We start from the raw sequence: 19,587 nt of genomic DNA on the forward strand, positions 1-19,587 counted from the left end.
CAATCATAAACAAAAAATAATGTATTATTGTATTAAACGATTAACTCATTAGGATAGAAAATAAAGTCATCTTAAGGAAGAATCTAATCCAAAGTTTGCGTATTTACTCATTAAAAGTGATGAGAAGTTCTGTTACCAAATTCTACAATAAACCAACCGATTGTAGCGTTACAATTTCAGGTTTCGCATTATGAGTTCTTCAAAAACTTATTATATAGCTAAATACATCATCTTTTGACCAAATCATCCATCGGAAACCTTACGTTTCTCAGATTGTTAGATAACTCCATTACTAAATCTTTGAAGATTTTTTATTCATTTTCAGTTGTTTATTTTTTGTATATTACAAATATTAAAAATAAGTAAATACAACAATTATTTATAGGATTGGATAAAACACATTTTCAGCCAATTATTGCAGCGCTTATCACATCACTTGCTGTTTATAAAATGTGTTAATCCTTTTAAAACTTTAGCTGTTCCAATTAAATAATTTATCTTGCTGCGCGCTCTAAAATAGCTTCAGCGGGCTGTCTTTGTATGTAAACCATTCTAGCAATTAATAATAATGCTGCAACAGCAAGCCCTGATATAATTCCTATCCAAAAACCAGCGGCACCGATTGGTTTAATGATTAGATCGGTCAATCCTAGAACATAACCAACAGGCAATCCAACAACCCAATAAGATAGTAGTGTAATAAAAAAGATGCTTTGAGTATCTTTATAACCTCGCAACACATTACTTGCCACAACTTGCAAATAGTCAGATGCTTGATAGATAGCAAGTAAAATAATTAACTGCATACAGATAGCAATGACCGCAGCCTCGCTGGTAAATAGTGCGATAATTGGTGTTCTAAAAATGACTAGAACTAGTGCAACAAAAACAGCCATGCAGAGCGATATTGATAAACTAATATAGGCGGTTTGTTTAGCTAACGCTGGTTTTTTATTACCTAGTAAATAGCCAACACGTATACTGGTTGCAACACCAAGAGATAATGGAATAGCAAAGGTCAAACTACTGATAGTAAAAATGATTTGGTGAGCTGCAACGGTTATTTGCCCTAATGGAGCTATTAATAACGCAATCACAGCAAAAAGGCTCATTTCAAAGAAGTAAGCCAGCGCTAAAGGGGTACCCAGTATAATAATCTTTTTGATTATATTAAAATCAACCAGTTTTGTGATTGGAGTATTACGTATATCTTGTTGGCTTGGACTAACTAGTGTATATAAGCGTATTAAAATAAACATAAGCCAAAATATAATTGTTGCTGTAATGCCACAACCAACGCCACCAAAAGCAGGTAAGCCTAACTTACCATAGATTAAAATGTAGTTAATTGGAATATTGGCAAGAAGAGCAATAAATATGATGACCATAGCGGGTTTAGTATTCGATAGTCCCTCACATTGATTTCGGTAAACTAAAAAGAGTAAGAACGCAGGCACCCCCCACATGATAGCGCGTAAAAATGAGACGGCAACGTTAACCATTTCGGGATCAATCGGGTGCTCAACTGAACTCCTTAAATTAATTATTTTGTCAGAATGATATAAGAAAATCATCATTAATATCGACAATATTAAAGCAATTACCACGCCTTGACGAGTTTGGCTTGCAACCTGATCACGTTTAGCTGCACCATTTAAGTTTGAGATAATGGGGGTTAGCACCGTTAACAAACCTTGGCCAAATAAAATTGTTGGTAACCAAATTGATACGGCAATAGCTACTCCAGATAAGGCTGTTTTGCTATAATTTCCCGCCATGATAGTATCGACAAAGGTGATTGCCGTTTGAGATACTTGTGCAATAAGTACAGGAACTGCTAATTTACCAAGATTTTTTACTTCGTGTTTATAATGTTGTTTCATGGTTTATTACCTTTTAACTGTTCCCCAGAGGTCGTATTCATCAGAATGTTCAATATTAACTTGAACAATATCACCTACTTTAACTTGGTTTTCTTCATTTAAATATACAACACCGTCTATTTCAGGAGCATCAGCCATGCTACGGCCTATTGCGCCTTCATCATCAACTTCATCAATAATAACGGGAAGCGTTTTACCTATTTTGGCTTGTAGCTTTTGTGTTGAGATTTTTTGCTGTAATTGCATAAAACGATCAAAACGCTCTTGTTTGATCGTTTCTGGTATTTGGTTAGCTAGTTTATTGGCAGCAGCACCTTCTACGGGGCTATATGTGAAGCAACCAACACGATCCAATTGTGCTTGAGATAAAAAGCTAAGCAATAGCTCAAAATCTTGATCTGTTTCACCTGGGTATCCGACTATAAAAGTGGAGCGCAAAGTAATATCTGGGCAGATTTCACGCCATTTATCAATTCTCTCTAAGGTTCTTTCAATAGTTCCCGGTCGTTTCATTGATTTTAAAACTGATGGGCTTGCATGTTGTAACGGCACATCTAAATAAGGTAGGATTTTTCCTTCAGCCATTAATGGTATTAAGTCATCAACACTAGGATAAGGGTACATATAATGCAATCTTACCCAAATTCCTAGGTTAGCTAACTGTTCACAAAGGGTCTGAATATCGGTTTTTAATGGTATACCATTCCAAAAGTTAGTACGGTTTTTTATATCGATACCATAGGCTGACGTATCTTGCGCAATAACTAATAGTTCTTTAACTCCACTATCAGCTAAGCGTTTAGCTTCATCTAAAACGTTACCAATTGGTCGGCTAATCATATCTCCGCGCAAAGATGGGATAATGCAAAATGTACAACGGTGGTTACAGCCTTCTGAAATTTTGAGATAAGCATAATGTTTCGGTGTTAATTTCACACCTTGTTGAGGAATCAAACTCGTATAAGGATTATATGCAGGTTTGGGGACATATCTATTAACATGACTTAATACAGATTCATAGCTATGTGGGCCAGATATTTCAAGTACTTTGGGATGTACAGATCTAATTTGATCTTCTTTTGCGCCAAGGCATCCAGTAACAATGACTTTACCATTTTCGTTCAATGCTTCACCAATTGCTTCAAGAGATTCTTGTACGGCACTATCAATGAATCCACAAGTGTTAACAATAACCAGATCGGCATTATCATAGCTTGGCACAACTTGATAACCTTGCGTGCGTAATTCAGTTAAAATTCGTTCAGAATCGACTAAGTTTTTAGGACAGCCAAGGCTCACAAATCCAATTGTAGGGGGTGATATATTCATAGTGTTTATAATTGTGTTTTATATAAAGAGGTATTGTTTGAGAATTTAATAAACTATTTTTATAATTATTTGCTAATCAAAATAGCCTCGGCATTCTATCACATTTCATTATAGTTGATACACTGATTTTCAAATTTGAAAGGAATATTAGATATGTATTAACTGATTTAGTTAATAGTAGTAATAAGATTTAACCTATTATTTTTAAACAGAAAAAACAACTTATTGAATAACACCTCCATTTCAACCAAATATAGCCTTTATTACTAATAAAGGCTATTTTAATAATAGGAAGATAAATTTATTAACAATCTTATTTTAATGCATTAGTGACTTCGTCTATCTGAAGATTTATGCTTTCAGCACCACCACCAGACAAATACCAAAGATCAGGTGTTAAATAAACTACTTTTGTTTTGCTTTTGTTTAGTACTTTTGGAGAAAAATAGTGTTCAACCATACCTTGATTACCAATTGCTTTACTGCGGTCAACGATAAAAACGATATCTGGTTTCACTGATTTGATGTAATTATCATCAATAAAAACTGGCGCAGGTTTCCCGAGTTTTGATTGCGCAGGCATAATAGTTAGCGGCACAGCACGCTTAACGTTTAGCACATCATGAATAAGCGCCGCACTTGAGCTTGAATTAATAAGTATCATCTTTCCATCATTGTGGATAGCTACAATGGCCTTTTTAGGGCTGGCTTGAGCTACAGATTGGGCATTTTGAATTTTTTTATCTAATGATTGGATAATTTCATTCGCTTTGCTTTCTGACCCAGTTATATTGGCTAGCACTTGAATATGGTTTTTGGTCGATTCAACATAATTTTTAGCATCAACACTTAAATTAATGACAGGTGCTATTTTTGATAGTTCTTCAGTTTTACTTGCTTGACGCCCATCAATTACAATCAAATCAGGCTTAACTTTTTTGATTACCTCAATATTAGGCTCTTTCATATTACCAGTATCGGAGAGCGACGCATTATTAAATTGTTGCAAATAAGATGGAATAACTGATAGTGAAGTTGCAGCAACTATCGCTCCTTTTCCTAACGCATCTAAAGTATCTAATGCACCATAATTCATTACTACTACTTTTTTAGGCGATTTAGGAACAACTACCGTTTGGCTATCAGTAATTACGCGCATTGTTGATGACTGACAGGCGGTTAACCCTAATACAATTACAGCAATACTACTCAAAAGTAACTTTTTTTTCTTATTCATGTCTAAATTCTCGCATCGGTTTAGTTTAAATGATAATAATTATTATTCAACAAAGAAAGTTTGTCTAGATCTAAATAATTTTTTACAAAGATATTGATAATCATTATCATATAGTGTAGTGTGCTTAGAAATGAGAAGAAATGTAAATATCATTATAAATAATGGGGTTATAATAAATGAACGCAAAAAGGAAGTTTAAGTTGGCAACACATGTCATTAATACTAGCATTTTGTTGTCATTATCAAGTACTGCTATGGCTGCTAGCAATTCAGATACTGATACCATGGTTGTTACTGCATCAGGTTTCTCACAACAAGTGAAAGAAGCACCTGCGACTATTACAGTTATTACACCTAAAGAAATCGAAAATAAACCTTACCGCGATGTTACTGATGCGCTAAAAGATATCCCTGGCGTAAATATTACCGGTGGTGGTGATTCTACTGATATTAGCATTCGTGGTATGGATGCAAAGTATACCTTGATATTAGTTGACGGCAAAAAAATCAGTACGCGTGAAACAAGACCGAATAGTGACAATTCTGGTTTTGAACAAGGCTGGCTACCACCATTAACAGCTATTGAACGTATTGAAGTAGTGCGTGGGCCGATGTCATCACTATATGGCTCTGATGCCATGGGTGGGGTTATTAATATCATTACCAAAAAAGTGTCAAATAAATGGCAAAGTGGCCTGCGTCTAGAATCAGTTATTCCTTATCGTTCAAAAGAAAAAGATACCTATACTGGTAGTTTCTCAACTATGGGACCGATTATTGATGATATTTTGGGTATCCAACTTTATGGACAATATTCAAGACGCCATGAAGACAAATTTTTAAATGGTCATTCAGGACAAAAATTACGTAGCTTAAATGGTAAATTATCTTTAAATGCATCTGATACACAAAAATTTGATCTTGATTTTGGACGATCTTTGCAAAATAGTAACGCAACCGCAGGCAAAACAAGAGATAAATCTAGAAATAATTTTAATCGAGATAATCGCCGTAATTCGTTTGCTCTGACACATAATGGTTTGTTTGGTGATGTATCTACCACTTCCTTTGTTGCTTATGAAGGCAATAACAACCCTAAAAGAAGTATGAAAATTCGAAATACCGACGTAGATACACGTGTGACTATTCCTTTTAGTATCAATATGCTGACTTTAGGCGGAAAATATAATTATCAAGAATTACATGATAAAGGAAACCAGCTAAAAACAACATTATCTAAAATCGATCGTTGGAATTATGCGCTATTTGGCGAAGATGAATTACGCATTTTAGAAAATTGGAGCCTAACTTTAGGATTACGTTATAACAAAGATGAAAATTATGGCAGTAACTGGAATCCAAGAGTTTATAGTGTTTGGAATATTGATGATAACTTTACTCTAAAAGGAGGTTATTCTACAGGCTATGCAACTCCACAGCTACGTTATGTTGTAAGTGATTGGGGACAAGTAACTGGAGGCGGATACTCAGATGGGGTAATCATTGGGAATCCAAATTTAAAACCAGAAAAATCAAATAATTTTGAAATCGGGATCGGATATACTAATGATTATGGTATCGATACTTCTGCAACAGCATTTTATACAAAATATAAAGATAAAATTCAGTCATATTATATCTGTAATCACAAGCATAGCTGTGAGTTAAATGGTTATAGTAAAATATTTGACTTTATACAAGGTCGTGAAAATGTGGGTAAGGCCGATCTTAAAGGTTTTGAATTTTCATTCAAAACACCATTATTAACCGATTTTTTACTAAGCTCTAACTACTCTTGGACAAAAACAGAACAAAAAAGTGGCAAATATAAAGGACGTCCTTTAAATCGAACACCAAAACAAAAATTCAATACCCAACTAGATTGGTATGCTACTGAGCAATGGGATTTATGGGCTAAAATGGCCTATTATGGCATGGAATCATCGAATAATCGTAATGGTACAAAAGTTGACTATCCAGGCTATACTTTCTGGGATGTGGGTGCCTCTTTCCAAATAAACAAAGATGCTAAAGTTTATGGTGGGGTTTATAACTTGTTTGACAAAAACGTTTCTAACGAAGATTTTGGTAAAACCTTAGAAGGTCGCCGTTATTTTGTCGGTACCGAAATTAATTTCTAATCAATCTTTGTGTTTTGATTACGCTCTTAAGGCAGCTTTTAATATCGCTGCCTTTTTTAATGGCAAGATAAGTTTTAATTATATTCATCTTGATACAATTGTCTTGTAGCTATTATTAGAATTTATAGCTTAACCTTAATATGTATAACTGTTGCTGCAACAAACTAATAGGCAAAACTTTTCTAATAAAAATAAATTAATTGGCTAATATCAAGTTAATAATACCGACAATAACAATTTGCTTTTTTAGCCATAAGATATATACGCCTAAATAAATTAAGCAAATATTGAAATAACACCATGAAAAATATTATATTTGCTCCATTTTTTATAATATTATCTGATTATATTATTATGCAATAAATTATTTTTACAATTAAACGGTATAAACTCTGAATATTTTTCACAAATACACTAAACATCACTTGTAACTTTCCCCATTAATTATTTCATTATGTGGTTATTTTTTGACGCAAAGTAGTAATGTGAAGTTTTGGAAGATTAAGTGCGAAAATTTATGACACAATATTGTATATTTTTACTCAGCTTTAGCAAATGATAAAAAATAAATACATACCAATTCTAAAAAACTTATTGAATAAAGCGCTAGAATGGTACGCCCGGGTGGACTCGAACCACTGACCCCCACCATGTCAAGGTGATGCTCTAACCAACTGAGCTACGGGCGTATATTTGAAACACGCAAATATTAACTGGCAAATTGCTTTGTATCAAGTAAAAAAATAAAAAATAGCTGTTTTTTTAAGCTGTCGAACAGTATTGACTATATAATAAACATTATTTGCTTTGAAATTGAAAAAAACTTTGTATTACCATTTATGAAGTCTTTTATTAGTATTTTTTTATTTTTGCGAACAATTGTAAATTTATGAAAATTCTGGGTGGTTTGTTTAAATTAATTTAGCTATACTCGCTTCTTTACGTTAGGTGTTACATGTTTAGGATTGTATGTCGATAAAAGATCAGATTGAAGATGTGTTGCAAAATGTATTTGGTTATAAATCATTTAGAAACCAACAAAGGGAAATTATTGAATCTATTATCGATGGACGTGATACTTTAACAATTATACCAACTGGCGGGGGAAAATCTTTATGTTATCAAATTCCCGCAGTTTTGTTATCAGGAACAGCAATAGTTATTTCCCCATTAATTTCCTTGATGAAAGATCAGGTTGATCAATTATCAGCCAACGGTATTGCTGCTGCATATCTTAATGCATCACAATTGCAAACCGAACAACAAGAAGTACTAGCTAAATATTTAAATCACTCAATAAAGCTATTATATGTTTCACCAGAAAGGTTGGCTGTATACTCTTTTTCAACATTAATAGATGAACATCCACCTTCATTAATCGCCATTGATGAAGCGCATTGTATTTCACAATGGGGACATGATTTTAGGCCAGATTATCGTCAATTAGGTCAGCTTTCATCTCGTTTTCCAAAAGTGCCAATTGTTGCATTAACGGCAACCGCCGACAAAATGACTCAGGCTGATATTATTCATCAACTTAATTTGATCGATCCGTTAGTTATAGTAAGAAGCTTTGATCGACCTAATATTCGTTATACGGTGGTTGAAAAATTTAATCAAACCGAACAAATTGTCTCGTTTATTGAAACACAAAATGGTAATAGTGGAATTATTTATTGTTCAAGCCGTTCTAAAGTCGAAGATATGACCACAAGACTTGCTGCCCGCGGTTTTTCAGTTGCAGCGTATCATGCTGGGTTGACGAATAATGAACGCCAACAAGCCCAAGAATCTTTTTTAAAAGATGATGTTCAAATTATTGTTGCCACCGTTGCATTTGGAATGGGAATCAATAAACCCAACGTGAGGTTTGTTATTCATGCAGATTGCCCTAGAACTATCGAAGCGTATTATCAAGAAACGGGGCGAGCAGGACGAGATGGTGTGCCGGCTGAGGCGGTACTATTGTTTAATAAAAAAGACTTAGATTGGTATTATCGACAAATTAATGAAAAAATGGATGGTCAACATAAAGACGTTGAACAACATAAAATAAATGCCATGGAAGCATTTGCACAAAGTTTGACTTGCCGCCGAATTGTGTTGCTTAATTATTTTGGTGAGGATCGAACAGAGCCTTGTAATAACTGCGATGTTTGTTTATATCCACCTGAACATTATGATGGTCTAGTTGATGCACAAAAAGTTTTATCTTGCACTTACCGTATTGGGCAACATTATGGTGCTCAATATATTATTGATGTTTTACGTGGATCTGGACGTTCCCAAATTAAAGAAAGTGGTCATGATAAATTATCAGTTTATGGAATTGGCAAGCAGCATTCATCAGCTTATTGGCACAGCGTTATTAGGCAGCTCATTTATTTGGGATATTTATGCCAAAACATATCAACTTATACAACACTACAGTTAACGCAAAAAGCGCGTTCAATACTTAGAGGCGAAATACCGCTATCTTTGGCTAAACCTCGTTTAGAAATCGTTAAGAAAAGCCGTATAAATCGATATGCTAGAGCAATTAATTTAACAACAATTTTATCTTACGAAGAACGAATTTTATTTGGTAACCTTAAGCGACTGCGAAAAAATATTGCTGACGCAGAGGATATCCCTCCATATATTGTTTTTAGTGATGCGACATTGCTTGAAATGGTTCAAACCACACCAGCCAGTAAAAAGCAGCTAATTAATATTACTGGTGTAGGTAAAATCAAATTGGAAAAATATGGTAATTTGTTCTTAGATGAAATAAAGGAGTTTATGATAAAAAACATGTAATAATTTTTCATCAATTACATATAATAACCATCTTTAGAGAATTTTGATTTATTTGACCCTATAAATAATTTTATGTATTTGCTTATTTTTTAGCGTATTGTAGTGTATAAAAATAAGTAAATGAAAATGAAGACCAAAAGATTAAAATAGTTAGTAACTAAGTTAGCTAACAAGATACTCCCCCAATTGACTTGGATAAGTGAATATCTTTTCAAATAAATTGACCATCGAAACGACTCTTAATGCAAAATGACGGAGCATTTTGGTCATAACAAATATCACAGCAAGCAACAATCAGCGCAATGATTATAGCAAAAAGCGGTGATGAATAGTCATAGCAAGCTTGAGCTACCTTATACTATTCTCACCGCAAATTACATTATCTTTGTGTGTTATATTCAATATATGGTCATGTTTAATACATGTGTAAAAAAGATTCAGGAATCTATACCATTTCACCGTAAAGATGATTTATTACATAACATCCAATTGCGAGTAATAATAAAAATGTCAATAATTGGTTTTCCACATGCTAATTGAATAGCTAATTACAGAGGCAGAGTCGGTTATTTACAACAAGCTATCTAGTTAAATTTTATCAGATTGAAGAGCAATGCTTTATTCTATGATTGGATAACTGACTGGAAAAATGAATGGTGGGTTGTGAGGGGATCGAACCCGCGACCAATTGATTAAGAGTCAACTGCTCTACCGACTGAGCTAACAACCCACAAGAATTTATATAGGTATTCTATATAAATTTAACCAACATTGCAAATTACTAATCAATTTTATTTATTAACAATTTGAGATAAATCTCAAAAATATCAAATTTAATATGATAAGATGATTAAAACAATACAATTACTCTATTGAACTTTAATTTCTCATTGGTTAATAGTTACTACCCTTAGCAATTAAAATTTAATACAGCTTTTATGAAAATAATTTAGATTGTTATTGTTTTTAGTGCTTCAACAAGATTTTATGTCATAAATTATAAATAAGGAGGCAAAGAATGAAAATATCATCGGTAGCTATGGTGATTTCAATGGGGTTAGCAAGCTCAACTGCTTATGCACATACTGCAAATGAAATGATTATCCGAGGTGGACCTGTTTATGTTCACCCTCAAGATAAAAGTGATCATGTCAAAGTGGGCGGAGCAAAAACTGATCTAAAAGCAAAAGCGGATAACGACACTCAGCTTGGATTAAACTTTCAATATATGGTTACAGATAATATCGGTGTTGAATTATTAGCTGCAACCCCATTTAGCCACCAAGTTAAATTAGGAGGGGGAAATTCAACAGGGCTTTCTGGCGCTCATCTTGGTAAAATCAAACACTTACCACCTACATTAAGCGCTGTTTGGTATCCACTTGATTCACAATATGAGTTACAGCCCTATGTTGGATTAGGCATAAATTACACTTTCTTTTTTGATGAAAAACTTAGTAGAGAAGCTAAAAATGCAGGATTTCATGGTTTAGATCTTGATAGCTCTTGGGGATGGGCTGCACAAGTCGGTACAGATTATACCTTTAATAATAATTGGCTTATTAATGCTCAGATCCGGTATATTGATATTGAAACTAAAGCAACTACTCATTTAGGCAATACTAAAGTTACAGCCAATTATAAACTTGATCCATGGGTTGCGATGATTGGTGTGGGCTATAAATTTTGATTTAATAACGCATAAAAAACCTCTCAAATGAGAGGTTTTTTATTACAAAGATTAGAGATTTTTTATTGCAGCATACTGTTCTTGCAGTTTTGCTTTATCATCAATATAACCTTGTTGTTTTTCTTTCTCTTTGGCAACAACTGCTGCGGGAGCCTTGTCAACAAAGCTTGCATTAGATAATTTATTAGTAATGCGAGTAATTTCACCTTCAATGCGAGCAATTTCTTTCTCTAAACGAGCAAGTTCATCTTCTTTATTAATTAATCCCGCCATCGGCATTAATAATTCTGCACCATCTACTAATTTTGTTACCGATAATGGTCCACTTTCACCTTCATCTAATAATACTATTTCAGATAATCTAGCGAGTGATTCAATAAAGCTAATATTATCGCTAATGATTCGGTGCACCGTTGGTGTTGCTTTGCGAATTAATAATTGCAAAGGTTTGCTTGGTGCAATATTCATTTCAGCACGAATGTTACGAACCGCAATAACAACATCTTTAATCCAATTGATATCGGCAACAGCTTCATTATTTAAATGCTGTTTATCACAAGCAGGCATTGGCTGTAACATGATAGTATCAGCTTTGATTTTCATTAATCCTTTTACATTTTGCCAAATTTCTTCAGTAATAAATGGAATAATAGGATGAGCAAGACGCAGCAAAGCCTCTAAAACAGTAACTAAGGTGTGACGAGCCGCGCGTTGCTGTGAAGATTCACCATGGGCTAAAATAGATTTTGTTAGCTCTAAATACCAGTCACAGAATTGGTTCCACGTGAACTCATATAGAATGTTAGCAGCTAAATCGAAACGATAAGTATCAAAAGCTTCACGATAAGCCTTAACTGTTTGATTAAATTCAGTCAAAATCCATTTATCCGCTAGAGAGTAATCAAAATCGCCACCATTGAATCCGCAATCATGCCCTTCTGTATTCATCAATACATAACGGCTAGCATTCCAAAGCTTGTTACAGAAGTTGCGATAACCTTCCAAGCGTTTTAGATCCCAATTGATATCTCGTCCTGTTGAAGCTAATGCGGCTAAAGTAAAACGTAGTGCATCCGTGCCGTGAGCTTCTATACCATTAGGAAATTGTTTTTGAGTGCGTTTAGCGATTTTTTCCGCTAATTGAGGTTGCATCATGTTGCCAGTACGCTTTTCTAATAGTTCTGGTAGTGAGATGCCATCAATCATATCTAAAGGATCGATAACATTTCCTTTAGATTTTGACATTTTTTGCCCTTCTTCATCACGAATCAATCCAGTTACATAAACCGTTTTAAATGGAACCTGTGGCTTGCCATCTTTATCTTTAATAAAGTGCATAGTCATCATGATCATTCGCGCAACCCAAAAGAAAATAATATCAAAGCCAGTAACTAAAACATTAGTTGGGTGGAACGTGGCTAAATCATCAGTCTTATTCGGCCAGCCTAATGTTGAAAATGTCCAAAGCGCTGAAGAGAACCAAGTATCAAGCACATCTTCGTCTTGGTTAAGCTCAATATCATCAGCAAGGTTATTTTCACGACGCACTTCCGTTTCATCTCGCCCGACATAAACATTTCCTTGTTTATCATACCAAGCTGGAATACGGTGTCCCCACCATAATTGTCGAGAAATACACCAATCTTGAATGTCATTCATCCAAGAAAAGTACATATTTTCATACTGTTTTGGCACAAATTGAATATCGCCATTTTTTACCGCTTCAATGGCAGGCTCTGCAAGCACTTTAGCACGTACATACCATTGATCGGTTAGCATAGGCTCAATAACAACACCACCACGATCGCCATATGGAACGGTTAAATCATGTGGCTCAATTTTGTCTAAAATACCCTGTGATTCACACTCTGCCACAATCGCTTTACGTGCGGCAAAACGCTCTAAGTTTTGGAACTGAGCTGGAATTATTGTTCCATATGCCTCGCTTGGCTCGCCATTAGTATCAAATACTTGAGCTTGCTCACCAATATGACCATCAAAAGTTAAGATATTTATCATTGGTAATTTGTGGCGTCGCCCTACTTCATAGTCGTTAAAGTCATGAGCTGGCGTGATTTTTACGCAACCTGTACCTTTAGTCATATCGGCATGCTCATCTCCAATAATCGGTATACGACGATTAACAAATGGTAATACAACAAATTTACCAATCAGATCTTTATAACGCGGATCTTCAGGATTAACAGCAACACCGGTGTCACCCAATAAAGTTTCAGGACGGGTTGTAGCAACAACTAAATAATCTTTACCTTCAGCTGTTTTTACGCCATCAGCTAATGGGTAACGTAGATGCCACATTGAACCTTTAACCTCACGATTTTCAACCTCAAGATCTGAGATTGCTGTGCGTAATTTGGGATCCCAATTGACTAAACGTTTACCGCGGTAGATTAAATTTTCTTGGTATAATTGGACAAAGACTTCTTTAACTGCATTTGACAAACCTTCATCCATTGTGAACCGTTCACGATCCCAATCAACCGAATCGCCCAAACGTCGCATCTGCTTGGTAATGCTTCCTCCAGACTCTGCTTTCCATTGCCAAATTTTTTCAATAAATGCATCACGCCCATAATCATGCCGCGTTTTATTCTCTTCAGCGGCAATTTTCCGCTCAACCACCATTTGCGTTGCAATACCAGCATGATCAGTACCCGATTGCCACAAAGTGTTATTGCCTTGCATACGATGATAGCGAATTAAAGCATCCATAATAGTTTGTTGAAACGCATGCCCCATATGTAAACTACCCGTTACATTTGGCGGTGGAATAGCAATACAATAACTTGGTTGAGACTTGTCACCATTGGGTTTGAAATAACCGCTTTCTTCCCAATGTTTATAAATAGGTTGTTCAATTTCGTGTGGATTATAAGTTGTATTTTTCATAATAAATGCACAAATCCTGATTTAAAGCATAAAATGGTTGCTATTCTACAGTAAAATAGCCAAACAATAAATTAGCATAACAATAAACTCACGGATTTAATCTGCTTTTTAAGAATTTTTATCAGAGAATGAATTACCAAAAAATACCGCTGACTATTAAGCGGTATTTTCATAATTGTCATTCATAATTTTGTCTACAATTATTGCTGTTGGTAAATAAAATTATCAATTAATCGTGTTTTACCAATATAAACCGCCAAGGCACATAAACTATCTTTGGCAAGCATATTAATCGATGCTAATGATGCTAGATCGACAAATTCAATATAGTCAATTTTAGCCAAAGGTTGGTTGGAAATAACATCATCCATTGCTTTCTTAATAACTGTTACTGACTTTTCGCCCTGCTTTATCATTTCCTTAGCGCATTCAATTGCTTGATAAAGACAAACAGCAGCCTTACGTTCACTTTCAGACAAATAGCTATTACGTGAGCTTTTAGCCAAACCATCTGCTTCGCGCACAATCGGGCAACCGATAATATCAATATCGAAATTTAGATCACTGACCATCCGTTTAATGACAGCTAACTGCTGCGCATCTTTCTGCCCAAAATAGGCGCGATCGGGTTGAGTAATATTAAATAATTTGGTAACAACCGTACATACACCTTTAAAATGTCCTGGGCGCCTTTTTCCACACAATGCATCTGTTAAGTTATTCACATCAACATAGCTACTAAAATTAGGCATATACATTTCACTTGCCGTTGGATGAAAAATCAAATCAACGCCCATTTGCTCACAAGCTACTTTATCTCGTTCTAAATCACGTGGGTAACTATCTAGATCTTCTGACGGGCCGAATTGTATAGGGTTAACAAATATGGTCACAATCACTTTTTGGTTATCTTTTTTAGCCGCAGCCATTAAACTTTGATGACCTTCGTGCAAAAATCCCATTGTTGGAACAAGACCGATGCTATAACCTGCTTGTCGCCAAACTTTAACTTGTTCTCGTACTTGTTTTATTGTCGTTACAACATTCATTTGTATTAACCCTTTTTGTTAACAGTAAATTCAAGTTTAAGTTTTTCTATAATGTCATTATCAATGGCGAACTCATGAATTGCCTCTGGGAACTGTTGTTTATTGACTTCTTGACAATACTGTTTAAAAGCTTGTTTCATTTGATCGCCAATTGACCCAAAAGATTTTACAAATTTTGATGATATGCCATCATACATGGATAACATATCTTGATAAACAAGCACTTGCCCATCACAATTCACACCAGCACCAATACCAATGGTAGGTATGCTTACTAATTCTGAGATAATTTTTGCTAAATCAGCCGGCACACACTCTAATAAAATGGCTACAGCGCCGGCTTGCTCAACCGCTAATGCATCAAGAACAATATTTTTAGCCTCTTGATAATCCTTGCCTTGAACTTTATATCCCCCTAAAGCAAGCACGGATTGAGGCATTAATCCTATATGTGCAACAACAGGAATCGAAGCTTGCGTAATCATTTTGATATGCTCACAAAATGCTTGCCCACCTTCAAGCTTAACCGCTTGCGCTTGACCTTCTTTAATCAAACGACCCGCATTTAAAACAGCATCGTAAACCGAGGTGTGGTAAGACATAAAAGGTAAATCTGTGACAACAAATGCGGATCTTGCTGCTCTTGCTACCGCTTTTGAGTGGTGGATCATATCATCCATCGTAACCGATACGGTGCTATCGTAGCCAAGCATAACCATACCTAAAGAATCACCAACTAATAAACAATCCACACCACTTTCGTCCATCAATTTGGCTGTCGTATAATCATACGCCGTCAACATGGTAATTTTCTGACGATTTTGTTTACGCTTTTGTAAAGTAACAATAGTATTTTTCAAGATAACAACTCCAATTCTAATTGTCGATAATCCTTATTTGGATGCTTTGTTCGACTCATTCTAAGTAAAATAGCGGATAATTGTTGATAAATAGACTTATATTCGGTTGGTAAAGCATTTAAATGTTGTTTAATTGTTTCAACATCTCCTCGCTCAACAGGCCCAGTTAAGGCTCCAATAACCCCCACACGGCAAACCGCATTAGCATTATCTAGAAATAAAGCGTGCCAAGCCTGTTCAGTAAATTCTTCGTCTAATCCACTTTGAGCCAGCAAGCTAGTCCCAACTTGTGCTAAAGCAATAACCTGATTACTTAACATAACACAAGCGGCATGATAAAGATGCTTTTTCTTGGCTGAAAGGATCGCGATAGGATTTTTTAATAGGCTTAAACGCTTTTGTAGCTGAAAAATCACGTTGTTATTAGCTTCTAACGTAAAAAAAACTTTCGGCATGGCATGATAACAATCAAACCGATCATATATGGCATATAAGGGGTGTAAAGAAAAAGCAAAAGGATGAACAGATTGATTATTGATAAAGATATGCGATGTAAGCAAACCACTACAGTGACCAATCCATTTATTAGTAATAGGCAACAGACAAAGATCTTGCCAAACATTAGTTACTTGGTCATCGGGCACTGTGAGCAATAAGCAATTACAGTCATTAACTAAATCAGCTAAAGTTGAATATGCTTGGCTTTGGGTAAAATCGCTCGCCTCTTGTGTGTGAGCATAGGTTCGACTATAAAATCCCGCTACCTTTATGCCACATAAAGTAAAATGCTTTGCTAGTGTACATCCTACTTTACCTGCACCAATAAAACCAATAATCATTATCACTATAAATTGTTTAATAATTATCGCATTATAGCCCAATCGGTTTGATATTCAATCAATTTAACTATTGATAACAAATAAAATTTATTGTGGTATTCCTAATATCAAGTAGAGACAAAACCACTAAAAAACAGAAACTTATTTGCAATTCAAGCACAGAAAAACAAGTCCTCCGATAAAAAGATGTTTAATAATATTACGATGTTTATATGTAAATATTTAACATTACAAAAAACTACTAAGCGCCTTATTTTTAGGTATAATAATTGTATAGAGATAGTTACTGTTTTTTGTATATAGTGGATACGAGGGCTAAAATAACTGATCATACTCAGTTGGCTATTGTTAAGAACCCCTCACACCACCATAGGCATCTTCCATTTCAAGTATTAATAGCTATCTATTTTACCTTTTATTCATAATTAATGATGTAAAAACAAAACACCGAAAAATATTAATTATGTCTATTAACTTTAGATCATTATCTTCTTAACTTAACAATCATAGGCACTTATATGAATTCATATTTATTACTATTTTTTGCAATTATTTGTGAAGTAATAGCTACATCTTCATTGAAACTATCAAATGGTTTCACTAATTTGATATTCTCAATTATTACTATTATTGGCTATAGTGCATCGTTTTATCTTCTTTCATTAGCATTAAAAACCATTCCTGTTGGTATTGCCTATGCGATTTGGTCTGGAATCGGCATTGTATTAATCAGTTTAATTGCGTGGATCTTTCTAAAACAAACCTTAGATTTAGCAGCACTAATAGGCATGGGATTTATCATGTTTGGTGTGGTGATTATTAATTTATTCTCGAAAGTTGCGGGGCATTAACATCTAAATATGATGATTTTTTTATTAAAAATAGCATTAGCTTGAACAAAATATTGAAGTATTTTATTCAGCTAATGCTATAAATTGCGTTATTAATCGTTTTTTAACACGCTTTTATAATCAAAAGTCGTTTTAAATAAACCTAAAATACAATTCACTGTTTTAGCAAGATTATTAATTTAGGCATGAATTACAAAATATTTTGTAATTGGATATATCAAATAATGAATAAACCAGCAATGCTTCTATTGCTATTATGCTTGAATTATACCTATATAAAATAATCTTAAACGATTACCCAACGTTATTAGCCATTTGACACATTATGGTATATTATCATTATGTAAAAAAATATTTACATTTAATTTATTACCCATTTAATTTGCAAGTAAACGGCAATAGTGAGTTAACAAAGATATCGACTAAAATTAAGTTAGGTCGAGTTCTAAAAAGCCCAATTGAAGTTTAATAATTTTTATCGTTTTATTCATTTGTAACTTTACTCTTAGATTATAAACACTTAATTATAAAAACTTAGATATCAAATTAAGTTGAAATCATTAAAAACGGTTCTTTGATTATCGGCGGATTAAATCATCGCCATAACCAACCCATTTATAAGTAGTTAAAGCTTCAAGCCCCATTGGTCCTCGTGCATGTAATTTCTGTGTGCTGACAGCCACTTCAGCGCCTAAGCCAAACTGTCCACCATCGGTAAAACGTGTTGAAGCATTGACATAAACTGCTGCCGCATCAACCAAATTAGTGAATTGCTGTGCATTAGATAAATTACGGGTTAAAATGGCCTCGGAATGACCGCTACCATATTCACGAATATGTTCTACGGCGAGTTCAAGTGAGTCAACCATGACTACATTTAAATCTTTTGATAGCCATTCTTGGCGTAAGTGCTGATCTTCAACAGCAAAAACATTTGCAACGCAACATTTTAATATTTCATAAGAATTGGGATCAGCATGCAACACAACATCATTATCAGCCATAATTTGACTAAATTTAGGTAAGAATTTATCTGCAATGTTTCGATGAATAAGAAGCGTTTCAAGCGTATTACACGTACTTGGTCGTTGAGTTTTAGCATTTACGATAATAGAAAGAGCTTTATCATAGTCAGCGCTTTCATCAACAAAAATATGACAGACACCAATACCACCAGTAATGACAGGAATTGTTGAATGCTCACGGCATAATTTATGTAAGCCAGCGCCTCCACGTGGAATGATCATATCAACATATTGGTCAAGTTTAAGTAATTCAGTAATGTATTTGCGATCAGGATTATCAATACATTGTATTGCTGCTTTAGGTAATCCTGCTTGGTCTAATGCCTGCTGAATGATAGAAATAGTCACAGCATTTGTGTGCATGGTCTCTTTTCCACCTCGCAATATTGCTGCATTACCCGTTTTTAAGCAAAGCGTAGCAATATCAATGGTGACGTTTGGCCGAGCCTCATAAATAACGCCAATCACCCCTAAAGGCACTCGGCGACGTTGTAGCTTTAAACCACTATCTAGGGTTGAACCATCAATAATTTGACCAATGGGATCGGTTAATGAAACCACTTTACGAACATCATTAGCAATAGCCATTAACCGCTCAGGGGTTAATAATAACCGATCAATAATAGCCGCGCTCAGCCCCTGTGTTTTTGCTATTTCAATATCACGCTCATTTGCAACTAAAATAGCTGTGCAGTGCTGTTCTAATAAATCAGCAATCATCGTCAATACTTTATTTTTGATTGTTATTGGACATTGGGCTAATTGGTATGATGCCAGTTTTGCAGCTTTACCCATTTGTTGTAACATTATTATCACCATTAAGTTATATTCTTGTTTGCATCACTTCATTTTTTAAATGACTGTGTTTTACTAGCTATATCATTCTAATCTATAAAAATTTATTTACGAGCAGTATTTTTGAGCCTATCTAAATTATAGATTTAATTTCTTAAATAAAACATAAGCATAACTGT

At 34.6% G+C, this 19,587-nt stretch carries 12 protein-coding genes and 2 tRNA genes; 4 read left to right on the forward strand and 10 right to left on the reverse strand.

Features of this window, described 5'->3' with window-relative positions; translation table 11 throughout:
- Window positions 1-494: 494 nt before the first annotated feature.
- The 3 genes from A9G40_RS10175 to A9G40_RS10185 all read right to left on the reverse strand — a co-directional run bounded on the left by A9G40_RS10175 (window position 495) and on the right by A9G40_RS10185 (window position 4,449).
- On the reverse strand, window positions 495-1,883 hold the full coding sequence (locus A9G40_RS10175; RefSeq protein ID WP_065566464.1) for an MATE family efflux transporter: 1,389 nt from the start codon (window positions 1,881-1,883) through the stop codon (window positions 495-497).
- 6 nt (window positions 1,884-1,889) lie between these two features.
- Window positions 1,890-3,212, reverse strand: coding sequence for a 30S ribosomal protein S12 methylthiotransferase RimO (gene rimO / locus A9G40_RS10180; protein ID WP_065582953.1), 1,323 nt, complete (start codon window positions 3,210-3,212; stop codon window positions 1,890-1,892).
- 313 nt (window positions 3,213-3,525) lie between these two features.
- Complete coding sequence (locus A9G40_RS10185; protein WP_065582954.1) at window positions 3,526-4,449, reverse strand: ABC transporter substrate-binding protein; 924 nt, start codon at window positions 4,447-4,449, stop codon at window positions 3,526-3,528.
- Between the two features lie 200 nt (window positions 4,450-4,649).
- Here A9G40_RS10185 and A9G40_RS10190 point away from each other — a divergent pair, with 200 nt between their 5' ends.
- Window positions 4,650-6,590: a TonB-dependent receptor domain-containing protein gene (locus A9G40_RS10190; RefSeq protein ID WP_218058008.1), complete on the forward strand. Its 1,941-nt coding sequence runs from the start codon at window positions 4,650-4,652 to the stop codon at window positions 6,588-6,590.
- A gap of 612 nt (window positions 6,591-7,202) precedes the next feature.
- On the opposite strand, the gene A9G40_RS10195 is transcribed toward A9G40_RS10190, so the two are convergent.
- Window positions 7,203-7,279, reverse strand: a tRNA-Val gene (locus tag A9G40_RS10195).
- A 280-nt stretch (window positions 7,280-7,559) separates the two neighbouring features.
- Here A9G40_RS10195 and recQ point away from each other — a divergent pair.
- On the forward strand, window positions 7,560-9,389 hold the full coding sequence (recQ, locus tag A9G40_RS10200; protein ID WP_065582956.1) for a DNA helicase RecQ: 1,830 nt from the start codon (window positions 7,560-7,562) through the stop codon (window positions 9,387-9,389).
- A 654-nt stretch (window positions 9,390-10,043) separates the two neighbouring features.
- On the opposite strand, the gene A9G40_RS10205 is transcribed toward recQ, so the two are convergent.
- Window positions 10,044-10,119 (reverse strand) — tRNA-Lys (locus tag A9G40_RS10205).
- Window positions 10,120-10,407: 288 nt separating this feature from the next.
- Here A9G40_RS10205 and A9G40_RS10210 point away from each other — a divergent pair.
- Window positions 10,408-11,079, forward strand: a complete 672-nt coding sequence (locus A9G40_RS10210; protein WP_065582957.1) for an OmpW family outer membrane protein — start codon at window positions 10,408-10,410, stop codon at window positions 11,077-11,079.
- A gap of 51 nt (window positions 11,080-11,130) precedes the next feature.
- On the opposite strand, the gene A9G40_RS10215 is transcribed toward A9G40_RS10210, so the two are convergent.
- From A9G40_RS10215 to A9G40_RS10230, 4 genes are all read right to left on the reverse strand, one after another.
- The gene (locus A9G40_RS10215) at window positions 11,131-13,989 is read right to left on the reverse strand and encodes a valine--tRNA ligase (RefSeq protein WP_065582958.1); all 2,859 of its coding nucleotides are present in this window, start codon (window positions 13,987-13,989) and stop codon (window positions 11,131-11,133) included.
- Between the two features lie 200 nt (window positions 13,990-14,189).
- The gene (panC, locus tag A9G40_RS10220) at window positions 14,190-15,038 is read right to left on the reverse strand and encodes a pantoate--beta-alanine ligase (RefSeq protein ID WP_065582959.1); all 849 of its coding nucleotides are present in this window, start codon (window positions 15,036-15,038) and stop codon (window positions 14,190-14,192) included.
- Between the two features lie 5 nt (window positions 15,039-15,043).
- Window positions 15,044-15,898: a 3-methyl-2-oxobutanoate hydroxymethyltransferase gene (panB, locus tag A9G40_RS10225; protein WP_065582960.1), complete on the reverse strand. Its 855-nt coding sequence runs from the start codon at window positions 15,896-15,898 to the stop codon at window positions 15,044-15,046.
- Window positions 15,895-16,737, reverse strand: coding sequence for a Rossmann-like and DUF2520 domain-containing protein (locus A9G40_RS10230; protein WP_065582961.1), 843 nt, complete (start codon window positions 16,735-16,737; stop codon window positions 15,895-15,897). The genes panB and A9G40_RS10230 overlap by 4 nt, the downstream gene beginning before the upstream one ends.
- Before the next feature lie 518 nt (window positions 16,738-17,255).
- Between A9G40_RS10230 and A9G40_RS10235 the strand changes: the two genes are divergently transcribed.
- On the forward strand, window positions 17,256-17,588 hold the full coding sequence (locus A9G40_RS10235) for a DMT family transporter (protein WP_065582962.1): 333 nt from the start codon (window positions 17,256-17,258) through the stop codon (window positions 17,586-17,588).
- 578 nt (window positions 17,589-18,166) lie between these two features.
- Here the strand turns inward: A9G40_RS10235 and proA are convergent.
- Entirely contained in the window at window positions 18,167-19,420 is a 1,254-nt protein-coding gene (gene proA / locus A9G40_RS10240) for a glutamate-5-semialdehyde dehydrogenase (RefSeq protein ID WP_065582963.1), read from the reverse strand.
- Window positions 19,421-19,587: the final 167 nt, after the last annotated feature.

This window comes from Gilliamella sp. Nev3-1 (assembly GCF_001690435.1).
Taxonomy (GTDB): Bacteria; Pseudomonadota; Gammaproteobacteria; order Enterobacterales; family Orbaceae; genus Gilliamella; species Gilliamella apicola_C.

Coding starts and splice junctions, on each gene's coding strand:
- A9G40_RS10210 (WP_065582957.1), top strand. CDS start 10,408: ATGAAAATATCATCGGTAGCTATGGTGATTTCAATGGGGTTAGCAAGC.
- A9G40_RS10230 (WP_065582961.1), bottom strand. CDS start 16,737: ATGATTATTGGTTTTATTGGTGCAGGTAAAGTAGGATGTACACTAGCA.
- proA (WP_065582963.1), bottom strand. CDS start 19,420: ATGTTACAACAAATGGGTAAAGCTGCAAAACTGGCATCATACCAATTA.
- rimO (WP_065582953.1), bottom strand. CDS start 3,212: ATGAATATATCACCCCCTACAATTGGATTTGTGAGCCTTGGCTGTCCT.
- A9G40_RS10175 (WP_065566464.1), bottom strand. CDS start 1,883: ATGAAACAACATTATAAACACGAAGTAAAAAATCTTGGTAAATTAGCA.
- A9G40_RS10185 (WP_065582954.1), bottom strand. CDS start 4,449: ATGAATAAGAAAAAAAAGTTACTTTTGAGTAGTATTGCTGTAATTGTA.
- panC (WP_065582959.1), bottom strand. CDS start 15,038: ATGAATGTTGTAACGACAATAAAACAAGTACGAGAACAAGTTAAAGTT.
- recQ (WP_065582956.1), top strand. CDS start 7,560: ATGTCGATAAAAGATCAGATTGAAGATGTGTTGCAAAATGTATTTGGT.
- A9G40_RS10235 (WP_065582962.1), top strand. CDS start 17,256: ATGAATTCATATTTATTACTATTTTTTGCAATTATTTGTGAAGTAATA.
- A9G40_RS10215 (WP_065582958.1), bottom strand. CDS start 13,989: ATGAAAAATACAACTTATAATCCACACGAAATTGAACAACCTATTTAT.